This window comes from Brachybacterium squillarum M-6-3, assembly GCF_000225825.1.
Classification (GTDB): Bacteria; Actinomycetota; Actinomycetes; order Actinomycetales; family Dermabacteraceae; genus Brachybacterium; species Brachybacterium squillarum.
The window spans coordinates 1210830-1227728 of the sequence record NZ_AGBX01000001.1; the positions used below are offsets into that span (position 1 = coordinate 1210830).

Below are 16899 nucleotides of genomic sequence, written 5' to 3' on the forward strand. Positions count from 1 at the left end.
GACGGCGAGCCTAGCAACGGTCCCCGACGATCCGCGGTGAGCCGGCGGCGGGCACGTGGTTCGCGGGTGCTCTCCGCTACCGTGAGGGCACGCGCTCGACGGGGACGCACGCAGCTCCCCGCTTCCCAGGCCGTGGCAGAGCTGCCCGGCCCCGGGCGCTGCCCGTCACCGAAGGAGCCGCTCCTCATGAACTCCCTGATCCTCGCCGTCGTCGGCATCACGCTGATGATCGCGGGCTACCTCCTCTACTCCCGCTTCCTGTCCCGTCGCGTCTACCGGCTCGACGCCGGCTTCCGCACGCCCTCCCACGAGCTGCAGGACGGCGTCGACTTCGTCCCCACCAACAAGTACGTGCTGTGGGGGCACCACTTCACCTCCGTCGCCGGCGCCGCCCCCATCGTCGGGCCCGCCGTCGCCGTGATCTGGGGCTGGCTGCCCGCCTTCCTCTGGGTCACCCTCGGCACCGTCTTCTTCGCCGGGATGCACGACCTGGGCGCCCTGTGGGCCTCCGTGCGCAACCGCGGCCAGTCCATCGGCACCCTGTCCGCGCGCTACATCGGCAAGCGCGGCTCCCGGTTGTTCCTGGTGGTCATCTTCCTGCTGCTGCTCATGGTCAACGCCGCCTTCGCGGTGGTGATCTCCGGGCTGCTGGTCTCCACCCCCACTGCGGTGCTGCCCACCTGGGGCGCCCTGGTGGTCGCGCTGCTGGTCGGGCAGGCCATCTACCGGCTGAAGTGGAGCCTGCCGGTGGTCTCCGTGCTCGGCGTCGCCGCCCTGTACGGCCTGATCCTGCTGGGCGACCGCTTCCCGATCGTGCTGCCCGAGACGATCCTCGGCCTGTCCTCCAGCGCGGTGTGGATCCTGATCCTGTTCGTCTACGCGGGCATCGCCTCCACCCTGCCGGTGTGGGTGCTGCTGCAGCCGCGCGACTACATCAACGGCCTGCAGCTGTTCATCGGCCTCGCCCTGCTGTACGGCTCGGTGCTGCTGTTCCGCCCCGAGATCGTCGCCCCCGCCGTGAACACGAACCTGCCTGAGGGCACGCCCGGCCTGCTGCCGCTGCTGTTCGTGACCATCGCCTGCGGCGCCATCTCCGGCTTCCACGGCATCGTCTCCTCCGGCACCTCCTCCAAGCAGCTCGACCAGGAGACCGACGCCCGCTTCGTGGGCTACTTCGGCGCGGTCGGCGAGGGCCTGCTGGCGCTCGGCGCGATCATCGCCACCACCGCCGGCTTCCGCACCCTGGCCGACTGGGAGGCCGTGTACTCCGCCTTCAACGAGGGCGGCGTGGCCGCGTTCGTCACCGGCGGCGGCTCCATCCTCAACGCCGGCCTCGGCATCCCCACCTCGCTCTCGGCCACCATCCTCGCGACGATGGCGGTGCTGTTCGCCGCCACCACGATGGACACCGGCGTGCGCCTGCAGCGCTTCGTGGTGCAGGAGATCGGGCAGATCGTGGGCCTGCGCCTGGGCACCGTGGCCGCCACCCTGATCGTGCTGGCCGTGTGCCTGGGCCTCTCCTTCGGGGCGGGGGCCGACGGCTCCGGCGGCATGGTGATCTGGCCGCTGTTCGGCACCACCAACCAGCTGCTGGCGGGCCTGACCCTGTCGATCCTCGCGGTGATGCTGCTGCGCAAGCGCCGCCCGGTGCTGCCGGTCGTGCTGCCGCTGCTGTTCATCCTGGTGGTCAGCGTGTACGCCCTGCTGATCCAGCTCGGCGGCTTCTTCGCCGAGGGCAACTGGCTGCTGCTCGGCATGGACGTGGTGATCCTGGTGGCCGCCGTCTGGGTGATCGTCGAGTCCGTGGTGGCGCTCGGCAGGGCCCGCCGCGAGGCCCCCGAGGAGGAGGACGCGCCGGCCCCGACGGGCGGTCGCCGGTGAGCGCGGGCGGGCGCTGGGCGGCGCTGCGGGAGGGGATGCACGAGTTCTACGTCGCCCCCTACCGCCGCACCTTCGCCCGCGCCCGCCGCGAGCAGGAGGACCTGTTCCGCCTGCTGGTGATGGGGGAGATGCTCGGGGTTCCCAGCCCGGCCGCCGCGCTGACCCCGGAGCTGCTGCCGCTGATGCTCGACGAGTTCCATGACTGGCACCGGCGGATGGGCATGGAGCGCTCCCCGCTGGAAGGCGTCGGATGCTGCTGACCGACGGGCCCGATGCCGGCACCCGCGACGGGGACTCCGTGCCCGTGCTGCCGCGTCTGGCCGCCGAGAAGCAGGTGCTGTTCCTCGGCGGCAAGGGCGGGGTCGGCAAGACGACCCTGGCCTCTGCCGCCGCCTACGGGGCCGCCGCCGCGGGTCGTGACGTGCTGGTGATCTCCACCGACCCGGCGCACAACCTGGGCCACCTGTGGGAGCGGGAGGTGGGCGACCGCCGCACCGTGCTCGCCGCCGACCTGCCCGGCCGTCTGGAGGGCGTGGAGATCGACCCGGAGGCGACCACGGCGCGGCACCTGGAGCAGGTGGGCCGGACCATGCGCCGCCTCAGCCCCGAGCACCTGGCCGGGCAGATCGACCGCCACCTGGCCCTGGTGCGCGACACCCCCGGCACCCACGAGGCCGCCGTGCTGGAGCGGATGACGGAGCTCGTCGAGCAGGGCCGGGCCGAGTTCGACCTGGTGGTGCTGGACACCGCCCCCACCGGGCACACCGCCCGCCTGCTGGCCCTGCCGGAGATCATGACCGCCTGGATGGAGGGTCTGCTGGCCACCCGCGACCGCGCCGCGGGCTTCGAGGAGGCCCGCCGGTCCTTCGACGACGCCGGGGAGCGGGGCGGTTGGCTCCCGGGCCGGCGCGGCCGCCGGGACACCCGCGCCGAGGGCGACCTGGGCGCCTCGGTCCTCGGCACCCGCCTCGCCGAGGCGGCCCCCGCCCCGCGCGCCGACCGCGACGAGGAGATCCGGGCGGTGCTGCTGCGCCGCCGCGACCGCCTGGCGGGCCTCCGCGCCCTGCTCACCGACCCCGCCGCCTGCTCCTTCGCGATCGTGCTGGCCGCCGAACGGCTGCCGGTGCGCGAGAGCATCGCCCTGCACCGGGAGCTCGGGGAGCTGGGCGTGGACGTCGGCGGCCTCGTGGTCAACAAGCGCTCCCCGGGCGACCGCGGCGAGTTCCTGGCCGCGCGCCGCGCCGTCGAGGCCGAGCACCTCGCCGAGCTGCGGCGCGCCCTGCCCGAGGTGCCGCTGCAGCAGGTGGCCCTCGGAGCGCGGGACGTCGTCGGCGAGACCGACGTGGCGGCGCTGTCGCGCACCCTCGACGTCTGATCCGTCAGTCCCGCAGCGGACTGATCCGGTCGATGCCGTCGCGCTCGGCGCGCTCGCCGTCGAGGACGACGTTGGCGGCCAGCGGGATCTGGTGGGAGGCGCTCTCCAGGATGTGCATGAGGTAGCCGCCGGTGTTGGGCAGGGCGATCGCATCGCCCACGGCCACGCCGCGCGGGAAGGCGATGCGGCGCCGCAGGATCAGCTCCGCCTCGATGCAGTAGGCGCCCACCAGGAAGGCCTCGCCCGGCGCGGACGGCTCCCCGCCCAGCGGCACCAGCAGCGGGTCCACCAGGAAGTCGTCGGAGGTGGAGCGGCACTGGGTGCGGTTCATCTCCAGCCCCACCAGACCTACGCCGTCGCTGGTCGTGCTGCGCTGGATGACCCGGGCCAGGGTGAGACCGCAGCCGTCGAGCAGGGAGCGGCCGGGCTCGCAGCGCAGCTGCAGGCCGCGTCGGCGGAGGGCCTCGGCGGCGCTCTGCCCGGGGGTGAGCTCGGTGTCGAGCATCCGCGCCAGCCAGGCGCCGCGGACCAGCTCCTGGTGGTACGGGTAGACCTGCCGCAGCGGCTCGCCGCGCCAGGTCACCGGTTCGTCGGGTCTCTGGGCGTCGTGCGCCTCCCAGAAGGTCTCCCAGTCCGTCCCGCTCTCCAGGTAGGACATGGGGAGGCCGCCGCCGATGTCCACGAAGCGGGGGCGGTGGCCCTGCGCATGCAGGGCGTCCACCAGCTCCACCGCTTCGCCGAGCGCCTGCACGCGAGCGTCCGGGTCGTAGCCGTGCAGGTGGAAGTGCACGCCGTCGATGCGCAGCGGTCCGGCGGGGTCCTGCCGCCCGGCCCAGTCGCGCCAGGTGTCCCGGCGCTCGCCGAAGCGGGTGGGGACGACGGGACCGCCCGGGGTCGGGGCCAGGCGCAGCGCCACCGGGACGGGCTCCGCGGCCGCGGCGGCGAGCGGCGCCAGCGCGGCGACCTCGTCCAGGGTGTCCAGCACCAGGGTCGCCCGCGCGTCCACCGCCCGGCGCAGCAGGGGCTCCGGTTTGATCGCCGAGGTGACCACGACGTCCTCGGGCGGGACGCCGAGGTCCAGCACCTGCTGGAGCTCCCGCTCGCTGCCGACGTCGATGCCGTGACCGCCGCGGTGCGCGGCGCGGACCAGGCCGAGGGTCTTGTTGGCCTTGCGGGCCACGAACACCCGGGCGTCGACGTCCCGGGCGTTCGCCGCGGCGAGCAGCTCCTCGGCGTGGCGCGCCAGCGGCGAGAAGTCGTGGACGTTCACGGGGGAGCCGTGCTCGGCCAGCAGGTCCCGGCAGCGCTCCGCATCGCCCAGCAGCGCGGTCATCCAGGGCTCGAGGCGGGCGGGCAGCGGCGGCAGGCCGTGGGCGGCGGCGCGCAGCTCCGCGGTGGGCGAGGGTCCCGGGGCGTCCGGGCCCTTCGTGGGGGCGGCGGTCATCCGGCGGTCTCTCCGATCGGGGAGGGAAGGGTCGACAGGCGGCGGGCGAGGCGCTCGGCCCAGGCCTCCGGCTCGGGGTGCAGGTGACGGTTCAGGGTGTCGTGGCCGAACGCCTCGTCCTCGGCGGCGCGCCCGATGACGGCCAGGCCCTCGAGGCGGTGGCCGTAGGCGTCCACGGGCGTGCCGTCGCCGGCGGTGCGGACGCCGCGCCGTCCCGGGCGCACGTGCAGGCCGGCGTCGGCCAGCAGGGAGCCCAGCAGGGGGTCGTTCACCGCGATCGCGCCCGGCGGGGGCAGCACCGCGTCCAGCACCACGTCGGCCGGTGCGGAGCCCTCGGGGATGCCGTGCAGACCGTCGCCGGTGATCCGCACCCCGGCGTCGAGCCAGGAGAGGTCCAGCGCACCGGAGTCCAGCATCGCCAGCAGCCGGCGCGCGGTGTCCAGCGGGGGGCCGAAGGCGAGGCGCTCCAGGCGGGCGGCGTCGCCGCGGAAGCGCAGCATCGCCTCCTCGGGGGCGTCGGTGCCGCGCAGACCGCGCATCACGGTGGGCAGCAGGGCCGACCAGGTACGGCCGAGAGCCCAGGCAGGGCCGGGCGCCCGGCGGCCCTCGGCGACGGCGACGCCGCGGCGCAGCATCCCGGCCGCGCGTCCGGGGCCCCGGGGCAGGTCCGGCTCGCAGCCGTGGGCGAGCACGTGCGCGACCGCCTCCCGCCCCGCCGTGGGGGCGGTCCCGGCATCCGCGGCGGCGAGCACGGCGGTGGCCGTGTCCAGCACCGCCGCGTGGACCGTCGCCGGTCCGTCCTCCGCCCCGCGCAGCGCCGCGGCGAGGTCGTCGGCGCCCCGCTCCAGCACGGCGCGGACCTCCTCGGGCAGGGGCGTGCGGGGGTCGGGCTTGGCGTCCAGCAGCAGCCCCTCGCGGGAGGTCGGCAGCAGCACCGCGGGCTCCGCGGAGGCGCGCTCGTGCACCAGGCCGGAGCCGTCGGGCGCGGGGCGGAAGCGCCCGCCGCGGCCCTCGGTGAGGGCGAGCGCGGCATCCAGGAAGGTCAGCGCCGCCCCGCGCAGCGCCACCCGGGCCCCGGGGGGAACCGCCTGGGCGGAGAGCATCGCCGCGACCGGCAGCACTCCCTCCCGCAGCGGGATCGTCGACCGCCAGGCGGGGGCGAGGGCGCCGGTGTGCCCGCTCGCGTGGCCGGTCACCACCAGCACCTCCGCGAAGGGGCCGAGCACCTGCTCGCGGCCGTCGCCGTCGGGCAGCACCCGCACCCGGGTCTCGCCCTCGCGGCCCCGGTCCACGCCGACGGCGCGGCCCCGGTGGAGCGTCAGCGGCACCAGCGCGCGGAGCGCCGCCTCCAGTCGCTGCCACCGTTCGTGCAGGTAGCGGCCGACCAGGGCGCGCGGCGGGTACGGCTCTCCGGCGGCCTCGGGGTCCGCGCGGCGCACCCACTCCGCGAAGGAGGGCCCGTCGCCGGTGGCGGGGGCGTCGAGGATCCGGGCGTCGACGTTCAGCCGCAGGCAGTCGGGCTGGTCCAGGGCGTAGCCGGACCCGGTGCCGGGATGCTCGCCGGACTCGATCACGGTCACCCGCAGCCCGGTGGGAGGGGCGTCAGCCAGGCGCACCGCGAGGGCCTCCAGGCTGAACAGCGCGCGCGGCCCGGCGCCGATCACGGCCAGCTCCAGGGCGGCGGCGGGCTCAGGCACGGCTCGCCGCCTCCTGCAGTGCGGCGGTCGCGGCGGTGAGCCCCGCGGTGTCGACCTCGAGGGTGGCCGCCACCCAGGCGTCGTCGTAGACGGTCTCCAGGTAGGGCGCGCCGCCGTCGTGCACCACGAACACCACGCGGGAACCCTCCGGAAGATCCGCGACCGTGCGGCCGAGGGCGGCGACGATGCCGCCGGTGGAGGCGCCCGCGAGGATGCCCTCGCGACGGGCGAGCAGCCGTGCCCCCACCACGCAGTCCCGCCCGCTGACCCGGTGCACAGCATCGGGCTCGACGGTGCGCGAGTGGTCGGTGACCACGCCGGCGCCGAGACCCGGCAGGGGGCGGGGCGCCGCGGTGCCGCCGAACAGCACGCTGCCCTCGGCGTCCACGGCGAGCAGCCGGGTGTCCATGCGGTGCGCGCGCAGGTAGGCGGCGCAGCCGGCGAGGGTGCCGACGGTGCTGGTGGCGGCGGCGAGCAGGTCGAGCCGATGGTCCAGGGCCTCGGCGATCTCCCGCATGGTGCCGTCGCGGTGGGCGCCGGGATTGGCGGGATTGCCGTACTGGTGGAGGTTCACGGCGCCCGGGATCTCCACCAGCAGCCGCTGCACCCGCTGCAGGCGCGCGGTGAGCAGGTCGCCGGTGTCCGGGTCGGGCTCGGAGACCAGGTCGACCTCCCCGCCGAGGGCCTCGATCGTGCGCACGGTGGTGGCGTTGGTGCGGGCGTCGACCACACAGACGAAGCGCAGTCCGTGGGCGGTGCAGACGCGGGCCAGGGCCACCCCCAGGTTCCCGGAGCTGGACTCGACGACGGTCCCGCCGGGGCGGAGCCGACCGGTGGCGAGGGCGTCGCGCACCATCGCCAGGGCCGGACGGTCCTTGGTCGAGCCGCCGGGGTTCACCGATTCGAGCTTGGCGAGGACCTCCACGCCGCTGTCGGGGAACAGATGCTGCAGCCGGACCAGAGGGGTGTTCCCGACCGCCGCGGAGACCCCGTCGACCACCGGGGGAGGGGCGCTCGCCGGGATGCTGTCGACATGTCCGGCATCGGTGCCGGGAACGGGGTGGACACAGGGGGATTCGGCGTGAGCCGGGCGCATGGTCACGGAGGTCAACGTACGGGACGAACCCCGGAACGCCCCGATCGGGGCGGCAACGGGACCGGGCGGTCGGGAAGCTGGGTCGCCTCCCGGGGCGGGGGCATAGGGTCGCCCGCACCTGACCGCGAGAGGAAGGCCCGACCATGGCACAGGACGACACCGACCAGCCGGAGCTCACCCAGCAGGACGTCGCCGAGCGGCTGCGCTCCGCCGGCCCGGTCATGCTGACCACCGTGGGTGGGGACGGCAAGCTGCTCGCCCACCCGATGACCATCCAGGAGGTCACCGACGACGTCGACATCTGGTTCTTCGTCGGGCTGTCCGGGGACCAGGCCGGCGCCCTGCGCGGCGACGGCGGAGGCAGCGCCGTGAACATCGCCGTCTCCGAGGCCGGCTCCTGGCTCTCCGTGGCCGGCAGCGCCGCGTTCGTCGAGGACCGGGCGACGGTGGAGCGGCTCTGGAACGACGCGGCCACGGCCTACTTCCCCGGCGGCATCGACGAACCGGACCTCGGGCTGCTGCGGGTGGACGGCGAGTCCGCCCAGTTCTGGGGGCTGCCCGGCGGGAAGGCCTCCGCGCTCGCCCAGATGGTCAAGCACCGCGTCACCGGCTCCCGACCGGCCGGCGGCAGCGCCACCACCGAGCTGTGAGCGGCACCGGGTCGCCGGGCCCGGAGCGCACCGCCGACGGACGGCACATCGTGGTCGACGGCCGCCGCTGGCGCGCCACCGACCCGGAGCTGCCCGGGGAGCTGGCCGCCGCGCTGCGCCGCGAGCTGGGCCGGGCCCGCTCCGCGATCGGACGCAGCCGGGAAGCCGAGGAGACCGCGCGTCTCCGCGGCCGCGTCCAGGTGGCCAAGGAGGGGCTGGGGGAGCGGGGGACCCCCCTGGTGGGAGCTGCCGGTGCAGCAGCGGATCGCGCGGGTGAAGGACCGGCTGCGGGAGCTCACGGACGGCTGAGGATCTCCGCTGGCTGCGCCTGAGCCCCGCCCGCCGCATCGGTGCCGATCCGTGACCGGCATCGACCGGCCCGGCCCGGCCGCCCGTCGCCCGGCGCTCGTAGAATCCGAGCATGGCCCGCCGGAAGCAGGAGACCCCCGCCCCCGCGGCTCCGGACCTCGCCGCGGGCTCGCACAAGGTGCTGAACAACAACGTGGTGATCGCCGTGGACGCCGCCGGGCGCGAGCGCGTGCTGATGGGCCGTGGCATCGGCTTCCAGTTCACCCATGAGGGCGAGATCGCGCCGGACCGCGTGGAGAAGACCTTCATCCTGGACCGGGGCGCCGAGGCGGACCGCACCCGTCGCCTGCTCACCGAGGTGCCCTACCCGGTGATCGAGGCCGTCACCCGCGCGGTCGACGAGGCCGAGCGCTCGCTGGGCCGCCACCTGGGCCGGCACGTCACCATCGGGATCCTCGACCACGTGCAGTTCGTCCTCGAACGCCTCGACGGGGGGCTGCGCATCCCCGCCACCACGATGCCCCAGCTGCGGGTGCTGCACCCCGCCGAGTTCGCCGCCGCGCAGCGGGCCTGCGCGGTCCTCGGCGAGGAGCTGGGCCGGGAGTTCCCGCCCGAGGAGACGGTCTTCGTGACCATGCACCTGCTGAACGCGACCCGCGGGGAGCCGCAGGGCTCGGCGGCGCTGCTGTTCCGGCGGGTGCAGCACGTGGTGGACACCGTCGAACGCGGCCTCGGCGTGCAGCTGAACCCCGAGACACCCGGCTACGCGCGCTTCGTGCTGCACGTCCAGTTCCTGCTGCAGCGTCTGGTGGACCGCACGATGCTCTCCAGCGCCGACACCTCCTTCTACGAGTTCGCCCGCCACAGCTACCCCGTCTCCCACGCGATCGCGCAGGACGTGAAGGCCTACGTCGCCGCCGCGACGAGCTCGGAGCTCACCGACGAGGAGCTGCTGTACATCACGGTGCACGTGGAGCGGCTGCGCGGGCAGGTGGCGCCCGCTGCGACCGAGCCGGAGGGCTCCGGTGATTCCGGGCCCGGGACAGGGGTCCTTCCCGCGTCTCCCGCGGAGGATGTACGCTGACTCCCGCAGGAGCTGCTCCTGCCGAGATCTTCGGATTGTGACCGCGCGAGCGGGCAAGACCTGGACTCACGAAACCTCTCCCCCGGGAGGGGTGTCGCCTGACGGCGGCTTCTCGTGGGCCAGGTTTTTTTGTTGCCCGATCCGCCCGCTCGCGCCCTCCGGTCCCGACCCCCACAGCAGTCCCCGCACCGAGGCGGGGACAGGAAGGCGGAGTCCGATGGCGGATTACGCGAAGACGGCGCAGGGCGTGCTCGCCGGCGTCGGCGGCGAGGAGAACGTGACCTCGCTCGTGCACTGCATGACCCGGCTGCGGTTCGTGCTCAAGGACGAGTCCAAGGCCGATTCCGCGGCCCTCAAGGCCGTCCCGGGCGTCATCACCACCGCGCAGGCCGGCGGCCAGTACCAGGTCGTGATCGGCAATGACGTGCCCGAGGTGTTCGCCGAGATCGGCAAGATCTCCAGCTTCGGCGGCGGCGAGGGCGGCGAGGCCGAGGAGGCCAAGGGAAACCTCTTCAACCGCTTCATCACCATGATCTCCTCGATCTTCACCCCCGTGCTGTGGGCGCTGGCCGGCACCGGCCTGCTCAAGGCCTTCCTCTCGGCCGCGGCCACCTTCGGCTGGATCGACACCGAGTCCAGCACCTACGTGGTGCTGTACGCCCTCTCGGACGCCTTCATCAATTTCCTGCCGATGGCGCTGGCGATCACCGCGGCCCGCTACTTCAAGGCCAGCGAATGGACCTCCTTCGCGATCGCCGGGGCCATGATGTACCCGACGATCACGGCCGCGGTCGGGGTCGAGGGGCTCACCTTCTTCGGCGTCCCCTTCACGATGGTCAGCTACGTCTCCAGCGTCATCCCGATCATCATCATCGTCTGGCTGCAGAGCCACGCAGAGAAGGTCCTCTACGCGAAGCTGCCCGGCGCGATCCGCCGCTTCGTCACCCCGATGATCGTGGTGCTGATCGGCGTGCCGCTGGTCTTCGTCGTCATCGGCCCGATCTCCGACTTCCTCTCCAGCGGTCTCGGCAACGGTGTCGGCTGGGTGTTCGACGTCGCCCCCTGGGCCGGCGGCGCCATCATGGGCGGCCTGTGGCAGGTGTTCGTGATCTTCGGCCTGCACTGGGGCCTGGTCCCGCTGTTCCAGCTCGAGTTCCAGACCACCGGCCAGATGCTGCTGATCGCTCCCGTCTTCGCCGCCGTGCTCGCCCAGGCCGCCGCCGTGGCCGGCGTGTGGGTGCGCGCCAAGGATCCCAAGCGGAAGTCCCTGGCCGCCCCCGCCACCCTCTCCGGCTTCCTGGCCGGCATCACCGAGCCCGCCATCTACGGCCTGAACCTGCCGCTGAAGCGGCCCTTTGCCTTCGGCATCGTCGGCGGCGCCATCGGCGGCGCCATCATCGCGATGGGCGACGTGTTCTCCACGGCCTTCGTGGTGCCCTCCGGTCTGGCCGTCACCGCCCTGCTCGGTAACGGCAGCATGGTCTTCCTGTTCCTCGGCCTCGCGGTCGCGATCGTCGTCGCCTTCGGCCTGACCGTGATCGTCGGCTTCGACGAGCCCGTGGAGGAGGACGCCGCCCCGGCGGCCCCCAACACCGCCAACGACGTGGCCGTGATGAGTCCGCTGGACGGCACCGCGGTGCCGCTGTCCGAGGTCGACGACCCCGTCTTCGGCGGGGGAGCCCTCGGCAAGGGCGTCGCCATCAGGCCCCGCAGCGGCGCGCTGTACGCGCCCTTCGACGGCACCGTCGTCGCGGCGTTCCCCACCGGCCACGCCTTCGGCCTGCGCCACGCGGACGGCACCGAGCTGCTGATCCACGTCGGCCTGGACACCGTGAAGCTGAACGGCGAGCACTTCACCGTCGCCGTCACCTCCGGGCAGGAGGTCCGCGCCGGTGACCTGCTGGTCGAGTTCGAGACCGCCGCCATCGAGGAGGCCGGCTTCGATCTGATCACCCCGGTCATCGTCACCAACGGTGAGCTGTACCCGGAGATCTCCGGGCCCGCCGCCGGCCCCGTCGGCCACGGCGACCCGCTGTTCACGGCCGTCTCCGTCGACTCCCTCGTCACCACCAACTGATCCGCTCACGGACACGCACAGACAAGGAGCACACACCATGACCGACGCGACCACCACCCCGGTCCCGCGCTTCCCCGAGGGCTTCCTCTGGGGCGGCGCCACCGCCGCGAACCAGGTCGAGGGCGCCTACGCCGAGGGCGGCAAGGGCCTCTCCGTGCAGGACGTGATGCCCCGCGGCATCTCCGGTCCCCGCAGCGCCGAGCCCACCGAGGACAACCTCAAGCTCATCGGCATCGACCACTTCCACCGCTACGCGGAGGACATCGCCCTGTTCGCGGAGATGGGCTTCACCGTCTACCGCTTCTCCATCGCCTGGAGCCGCATCTTCCCCCGCGGCGACGAGGCGACCCCGAACGAGGAGGGCCTGGCCTTCTACGACCGGATCCTCGACGAGCTGGAGAAGCACGGCATCGAGCCGCTGGTGACGATCTCCCACTACGAGACGCCGCTGGCGCTGGCCGAGGAGTACGGCGGCTGGCGCAGCCGGGAGCTGATCGGCTTCTACGAGCGCTACGCCCGCGTGCTCTTCGAGCGCTACGGCTCCCGCGTGCGCTACTGGCTGACCTTCAACGAGATCAACTCGCTGCTGCACGCCCCCTTCATGTCCGGCGGCATCGACATCTCGCAGGGCGAGGTGCCGCGCCAGGAGCTGTTCCAGGCCATGCACCACGAGCTGGTGGCCTCCGCCCGCGCCACCCGCCTGGCCCGGGAGGTCGCCCCCGCGGCGCAGATCGGCTGCATGGTGCTGTCCATGCCCGTCTACCCGCTCACTCCCTCGCCGGACGACGCCCTCGCGGTGCTCGCCGCCGACCACGGCAACCTGGTCTACGGCGACGTGCACACCCGCGGCGCCTACCCCGGCTACTTCCTGCGAACCCTGCGCGAGGAGGGCATCGAGCTGGACATCACCGAGCAGGACCGCGAGGACCTGCGCAACACGGTCGACTTCGTGTCCTTCAGCTACTACATGTCCATCGCGGAGACCGCCGACCCGGAGCTGCGGGTCGAGGGCGAGGGCAACATCATGGGCGGGGTCACGAACCCGACCCTGCCCGCGAGCGAGTGGGGCTGGCAGATCGACCCCGTCGGCCTCCGCCTCGTGCTCAACCAGTTCTGGGACCGCTGGCAGAAGCCGCTGTTCATCGTCGAGAACGGCCTCGGGGCCCGCGACGAGCTGGTCCAGGTCGACGGGAAGAAGACCGTCATCGACGACTACCGCATCGCCTACCTGAACGACCACCTGGTGCAGGTGGCCGAGGCGGTCGAGGACGGCGTCGAGGTGCTCGGCTACACCGCCTGGGGCCCGATCGACATCATCGGCGCCTCCACTGCGCAGCTGTCCAAGCGCTACGGCTTCATCTACGTGGACCGAAACGACGACGGCACCGGCAGCCTCGACCGCTACAGGAAGAAGTCCTTCGACTGGTACGCCGAGGTGATCCGCAGCAACGGCGGCAGCCTGACGCGCTGATCATCCGGGTGGGCCGGGCGTACCGTATGGGACGCCCGGCCCACCCGTCGAGGGGTGCCTGGCCCCACCCGTCCTCCGTTCCCCGTTCGAAGGAAACCCGCCCCGCGTGACCAGCACCGCCAGCCCCCGCCGCAGCCTCTTCGTCGACGTCGACGGCACCATCCTCGACCACGAGCGCGGCATCGCCCCCTCCACCGTCACCGCCCTCCGGGCCGCCCGCGCCCGGGGCATCCCGGTGTTCCTGTGCACCGGCCGCGCCGCCGGGGACATCCCCGCCGCGGTCCGCGCCATCGGTGTGGACGGGGAGATCACCAACGGCGGCGCCTTCGCGGAGGACGACGGCGTGCTGGTGCTGGACAAGCCCATGCCCCGCGTCGACGCCGAGCGGATGCTCGCGTTCTTCGTCGCCGAGGGCCTGCCCCACTTCGTGCAGACCCACGACGCCGTCTTCGCCAGCGACGACATCCGCGACCTCTACCAGGGCTTCCTCGCCCGGATCCGCGAGGCCAGCCGGAAGGACCACGAGACCGTCGGCGCGCCGGCCGTCGAGGAGACCGGCCCCCAGCGCAGCTTCCGGCCCATCGAGGAGGTCGACCTCGACCATGTGGCCAAGGGGATCTTCGCCTCCGATAACCCCGGCACCGTGGATGCCGTGCACGCGGCGCTCGGCGACCGCTTCCTGGTGATCCCCGGTTCGATGCCCATGCCCACCGGCTCCAACGGCGAGGTCAGCCTGCTCGGCACGGACAAGGGCGAGGGCGTCCGCGCGATCCTCGCCCACCGTGGCCTCGACGCCGCGGACGCCATCGGCATCGGCGACAGCTGGAACGACCGCGAGATGTTCGACGTGGTCGGCACCTCCGTCGTGATGGGCCAGGCCGACCCCGAGCTGCAGCGCCATGCCGACCTGCTCACCGCCTCCGTCGGCGAGGACGGCGTCGCCACCGCCCTGGCACACCTGGGCCTCATCGGCCCCGCCTGACCCCCCGCCTGCCCGGGCCCGGCCCGGCCGTTCCCGCGCGCAGCTTCACCTGTCCCCACCCGGCCCCTGTCCCGTTTTTCGACGATCTCTGCCAGTTTCTGGCAGGGATCGTCGAAATTCTGGCGGCAGAGCTGGGGGGCCGGGGCGACGTACGCTGGAGGAGCGTGTGAGGCGGTGGTGATGAGCTCGATCGTGGTGAGGAACCTCGACCCGCTGGTGAAAGATGCCCTGACGGAACGGGCGCGCGAACGCGGCCGATCTCTGGAGGCCGAGGTGCGGGACATCCTCACCCGAGCCTCCCAGCAGCGGCGATACGCGAACCTCGGGCTGGCCTTCCTGGCCGTGGGCAAGGAGAACGGGGGAGTGGAGGAGCTGCCGCTGTCGCCACGAGCGGATGTGGCACGGGCTGCCCACCCCGAGTGACCCAAGCATCCCCGCGATCATCAACCCCTGGGACTGAGCGTCGCATGCCGATCGTTCCTGGTCAGGCGCGGGCGGCGGCCCAGTCGAGGAAGTCCTCGGCGGCGATGACGGGCTTGCCCCAGGCGGCCGCCTTCTTCGCCTTGGTGGACTGGCTGCCGCGCTCGGCGACCACCAGCACGTCGGTGCGGGTCTTGGTCACCGACGGCACCGGGCGCAGGCCCTGCTGCTCCGCGAGGCGCTCCATCCCGTCTCGGCCCAGCGCGCCGTGCACGGCGGAGGTCACCTCCCCGGTGAAGCACACCCGCGTGCCCGGCACCAGCAGCGCCGTCAGGTCCACCTCCGCCTCGGGCGCGAAGTCCGAGGGCAGGATCGGCAGCTCCAGGTGCTCCTCGAGGCCTCGGAGTCGAGCCACCACCGGCGCATCCCGGTCCGTGACCCGGCCCCACGCCTGCTGCAGCGCCGCGGCGAGCAGGGCGGCGGCATCGTCCTCGGCGGAGATGTTCCCGCCCACGACGAACGCCTCCGGGGCCTCGGTGCCCCCCGGACCGGTGGTGCGGGCCAGCAGGTAGCCGTGGCCGCGGGGGAGCGCGGCGAAGGCGGTTCCGGCCGGGGCGTCCCAGTGTCCGTCTTCGCGCAGGCGCCGCGCCGCATCCCGGATGGCGTGGGCGCGGTCCAGGGCGGTCGGGGCACGCAGCGCGGCGCGCTCCGCTGTCGTCAGGTCCGCGGCGGGCAGCTCGATGCCGAGCGGCATCGGCAGCACCTGCCCGTGCCGCTTGAGCTCGAAGTCGACCAGGTCCAGCTGCTCGTCGATGCCCACCCCGACCGGTACCCGCCCGGCCAGCAGCGGTCCGAGCGCCGGCCAGGCCTCGGTGAGCACCGGCGCGAGCTGCACGTCCCGCGTGGTCAGCGCGAAGTCGGTGGCCGCGGAAAAGAGGTCCTGGGTGGGGTTGACGACCGTGGTGGCCTCGTCGCCGTCGTCGGTGACCAGGGCGATCTCCACCGGACGGGGCCGATAGCGGTCGCCGCGGTTGCCGACCAGCAGCGCCGCCAGGTACACCTCGCCGACCGGTGCCTCGGGAGAGGCGGCTGCGGCGCCGGCCAGGAAGCGGCGCACCCGGATGTCGGTCTTCAGGTCCCGGGGCAGCACGTCGCGCTTCAGCACCAGACCCTCCAGCGAGGTGCAGCGGGACAGCGCGACGTACAGCTGGCCGTTGGCGAAGGTGCCGCCGGTGAGGTCCACGACCACCCGGTCCAGGGTCTGCCCCTGGCTCTTGTGGATGGTGATGGCCCAGGCCAGCTTCATCGGCAGCTGGGTGAAGGTGCCGACCACCTCGTGCACCAGACGGCCGCCTTCCACCTCCGGGCGGGTGACGTCCCAGGTGTGGGGGCGCACCGTGACCGCGGAGCCGTCGCGCAGCAGCACCTCGGCGAGCATGTCGCCCGGCTCCTCGGGGTCGGGGCGGATCGCGGTGATCCGGCCCAGGCTGCCGTTCACCCAGCGGTCCAGCGGGTCGTTGCTGAGCATCATCACCTGCGCGCCCTCCGCGATCCGCAGCAGGTCCTCGGTGGGATGCTCGAAGCCGGTGGTGTCCCCGGTGATGCGAGCGGGGATCGTGTCGACCGGGCCGGGAAGGCGGTCGAGCTGCTGCCGGTTGCGGGCGGTGACGATGCGATTGGTGGTGGCCAGGGTCAGCCAGAACTCGTCCAGCGGCGGCTCGAACTCCTTGTCGGTGCGGTCGTTCATGGCCGCGCGGGCGTCCTCCAGCAGGGAGCCCTCCCGCACCGCGTTCAACAGCTCCACCAGGGCGGAGTCCCCGGCCTGGCGGAACACCGTGCCCAGCTCCACCACCGCGAAGCGGTCCCGATCGAAGGAGTCGGCGGAGAAGAAGAACGGGGTGCCGTAGCGCTGCTCGATGTGCGCGGCCTCGGCATCGGTCACCACCGGCGGCAGCTGGTACAGGTCTCCCACCAGCACCAGCTGCACCCCGCCCAGCGGTGTGCCAGGTCGTGGGCCGAAGCGCTCCAGCGCCGCGGTGAGGGCGTCGAACAGGTCGGCGCGGACCATCGAGGCCTCGTCGACGATGAGGATGTCCAGCTCCGCCAGCACGGAGGCGAAGCGGCCCGGACGGTAGCGGGCCGAGCGCACGAACTCCTCGTCCACGCCGAGCGGGAAGGAGAACAGGCGGTGGATCGTGTACCCGCCGACGGTGAGCGCGGCGATGCCGGTCGGCGCCACCGTCAGCGCGGTGCGGTCCGTGGTCTCCAGGAAGTGCCGGATCAGCGTGGACTTGCCGGTGCCCGCGCGGCCGGTGAGGAACAGGTGGTCCCCGCCGTGCAGGTGGTCCAGCGCCGCCTGGAACTCCTTGGTGATCGTGAGGGTGGTCATCGGGTGTTCTTCCCGTTCCCGCAG

Annotated in this window: 14 protein-coding genes; 10 read left to right on the top strand and 4 right to left on the bottom strand. The window is 73.4% G+C overall.

Going from position 1 to position 16899, the window contains the following annotated elements; translation table 11 throughout:
* Nucleotides 1–186: 186 nt before the first annotated feature.
* From OM98_RS05340 to OM98_RS05350, 3 genes are read left to right on the top strand one after another with little or no spacing between them, the layout of a single operon-like run.
* A complete protein-coding gene (locus tag OM98_RS05340) occupies nucleotides 187–1881 on the top strand; it encodes a carbon starvation CstA family protein (protein ID WP_010533561.1) in 1695 nt (564 codons plus the stop codon).
* On the top strand, nucleotides 1878–2141 hold the full coding sequence (locus OM98_RS05345; protein ID WP_029362706.1) for a cory-CC-star protein: 264 nt from the start codon (nucleotides 1878–1880) through the stop codon (nucleotides 2139–2141). The genes OM98_RS05340 and OM98_RS05345 overlap by 4 nt, the downstream gene beginning before the upstream one ends.
* Nucleotides 2132–3256, top strand: coding sequence for an ArsA family ATPase (locus OM98_RS05350; RefSeq protein ID WP_010533563.1), 1125 nt, complete (start codon nucleotides 2132–2134; stop codon nucleotides 3254–3256). The genes OM98_RS05345 and OM98_RS05350 overlap by 10 nt, the downstream gene beginning before the upstream one ends.
* A 4-nt stretch (nucleotides 3257–3260) precedes the next feature.
* Here OM98_RS05350 and OM98_RS05355 read toward each other — a convergent pair whose 3' ends face one another.
* Genes OM98_RS05355 through sbnA form a run of 3 tightly spaced genes read right to left on the bottom strand, consistent with a single transcriptional unit; the run spans nucleotide 3261 to nucleotide 7493 of the window.
* Nucleotides 3261–4700 (bottom strand): alanine racemase, encoded by a 1440-nt coding sequence (locus OM98_RS05355; protein ID WP_010533564.1) that lies wholly within the window; start codon nucleotides 4698–4700, stop codon nucleotides 3261–3263.
* Nucleotides 4697–6397, bottom strand: coding sequence for an FAD/NAD(P)-binding protein (locus tag OM98_RS05360; RefSeq protein WP_010533565.1), 1701 nt, complete (start codon nucleotides 6395–6397; stop codon nucleotides 4697–4699). Before OM98_RS05360 ends, OM98_RS05355 begins: the two co-directional genes overlap by 4 nt.
* On the bottom strand, nucleotides 6390–7493 hold the full coding sequence (gene sbnA, locus OM98_RS05365) for a 2,3-diaminopropionate biosynthesis protein SbnA (protein ID WP_083837717.1): 1104 nt from the start codon (nucleotides 7491–7493) through the stop codon (nucleotides 6390–6392). The genes OM98_RS05360 and sbnA overlap by 8 nt, the downstream gene beginning before the upstream one ends.
* Before the next feature lie 143 nt (nucleotides 7494–7636).
* Here sbnA and OM98_RS05370 point away from each other — a divergent pair, with 143 nt between their 5' ends.
* The 7 genes from OM98_RS05370 to OM98_RS05400 all read left to right on the top strand — a co-directional run bounded on the left by OM98_RS05370 (nucleotide 7637) and on the right by OM98_RS05400 (nucleotide 14489).
* Entirely contained in the window at nucleotides 7637–8143 is a 507-nt protein-coding gene (locus tag OM98_RS05370; RefSeq protein ID WP_010533567.1) for a pyridoxamine 5'-phosphate oxidase family protein, read from the top strand.
* On the top strand, nucleotides 8140–8475 hold the full coding sequence (locus OM98_RS14495) for a hypothetical protein (RefSeq protein ID WP_010533568.1): 336 nt from the start codon (nucleotides 8140–8142) through the stop codon (nucleotides 8473–8475). Before OM98_RS05370 ends, OM98_RS14495 begins: the two co-directional genes overlap by 4 nt.
* Before the next feature lie 89 nt (nucleotides 8476–8564).
* Nucleotides 8565–9536 (top strand): PRD domain-containing protein, encoded by a 972-nt coding sequence (locus tag OM98_RS05380; protein ID WP_010533569.1) that lies wholly within the window; start codon nucleotides 8565–8567, stop codon nucleotides 9534–9536.
* Between the two features lie 217 nt (nucleotides 9537–9753).
* A complete protein-coding gene (locus tag OM98_RS05385) occupies nucleotides 9754–11613 on the top strand; it encodes a beta-glucoside-specific PTS transporter subunit IIABC (RefSeq protein ID WP_010533570.1) in 1860 nt (619 codons plus the stop codon).
* A 37-nt stretch (nucleotides 11614–11650) separates the two neighbouring features.
* Complete coding sequence (locus OM98_RS05390; RefSeq protein ID WP_010533571.1) at nucleotides 11651–13084, top strand: glycoside hydrolase family 1 protein; 1434 nt, start codon at nucleotides 11651–11653, stop codon at nucleotides 13082–13084.
* 106 nt (nucleotides 13085–13190) lie between these two features.
* Nucleotides 13191–14066 (top strand): HAD hydrolase family protein, encoded by an 876-nt coding sequence (locus OM98_RS05395; protein WP_010533572.1) that lies wholly within the window; start codon nucleotides 13191–13193, stop codon nucleotides 14064–14066.
* Between the two features lie 180 nt (nucleotides 14067–14246).
* Nucleotides 14247–14489: a FitA-like ribbon-helix-helix domain-containing protein gene (locus OM98_RS05400; RefSeq protein WP_029362708.1), complete on the top strand. Its 243-nt coding sequence runs from the start codon at nucleotides 14247–14249 to the stop codon at nucleotides 14487–14489.
* A gap of 61 nt (nucleotides 14490–14550) precedes the next feature.
* On the opposite strand, the gene OM98_RS05405 is transcribed toward OM98_RS05400, so the two are convergent.
* Nucleotides 14551–16875, bottom strand: a complete 2325-nt coding sequence (locus OM98_RS05405; RefSeq protein WP_010533574.1) for an AAA family ATPase — start codon at nucleotides 16873–16875, stop codon at nucleotides 14551–14553.
* Nucleotides 16876–16899: the final 24 nt, after the last annotated feature.

Coding starts and splice junctions, on each gene's coding strand:
- OM98_RS05340 (WP_010533561.1), top strand. CDS start 187: ATGAACTCCCTGATCCTCGCCGTCGTCGGCATCACGCTGATGATCGCG.
- OM98_RS05350 (WP_010533563.1), top strand. CDS start 2,132: ATGCTGCTGACCGACGGGCCCGATGCCGGCACCCGCGACGGGGACTCC.
- OM98_RS05355 (WP_010533564.1), bottom strand. CDS start 4,700: ATGACCGCCGCCCCCACGAAGGGCCCGGACGCCCCGGGACCCTCGCCC.
- sbnA (WP_083837717.1), bottom strand. CDS start 7,493: ATGCGCCCGGCTCACGCCGAATCCCCCTGTGTCCACCCCGTTCCCGGC.
- OM98_RS05370 (WP_010533567.1), top strand. CDS start 7,637: ATGGCACAGGACGACACCGACCAGCCGGAGCTCACCCAGCAGGACGTC.
- OM98_RS05380 (WP_010533569.1), top strand. CDS start 8,565: ATGGCCCGCCGGAAGCAGGAGACCCCCGCCCCCGCGGCTCCGGACCTC.
- OM98_RS05385 (WP_010533570.1), top strand. CDS start 9,754: ATGGCGGATTACGCGAAGACGGCGCAGGGCGTGCTCGCCGGCGTCGGC.
- OM98_RS05390 (WP_010533571.1), top strand. CDS start 11,651: ATGACCGACGCGACCACCACCCCGGTCCCGCGCTTCCCCGAGGGCTTC.
- OM98_RS05400 (WP_029362708.1), top strand. CDS start 14,247: ATGAGCTCGATCGTGGTGAGGAACCTCGACCCGCTGGTGAAAGATGCC.
- OM98_RS05405 (WP_010533574.1), bottom strand. CDS start 16,875: ATGACCACCCTCACGATCACCAAGGAGTTCCAGGCGGCGCTGGACCAC.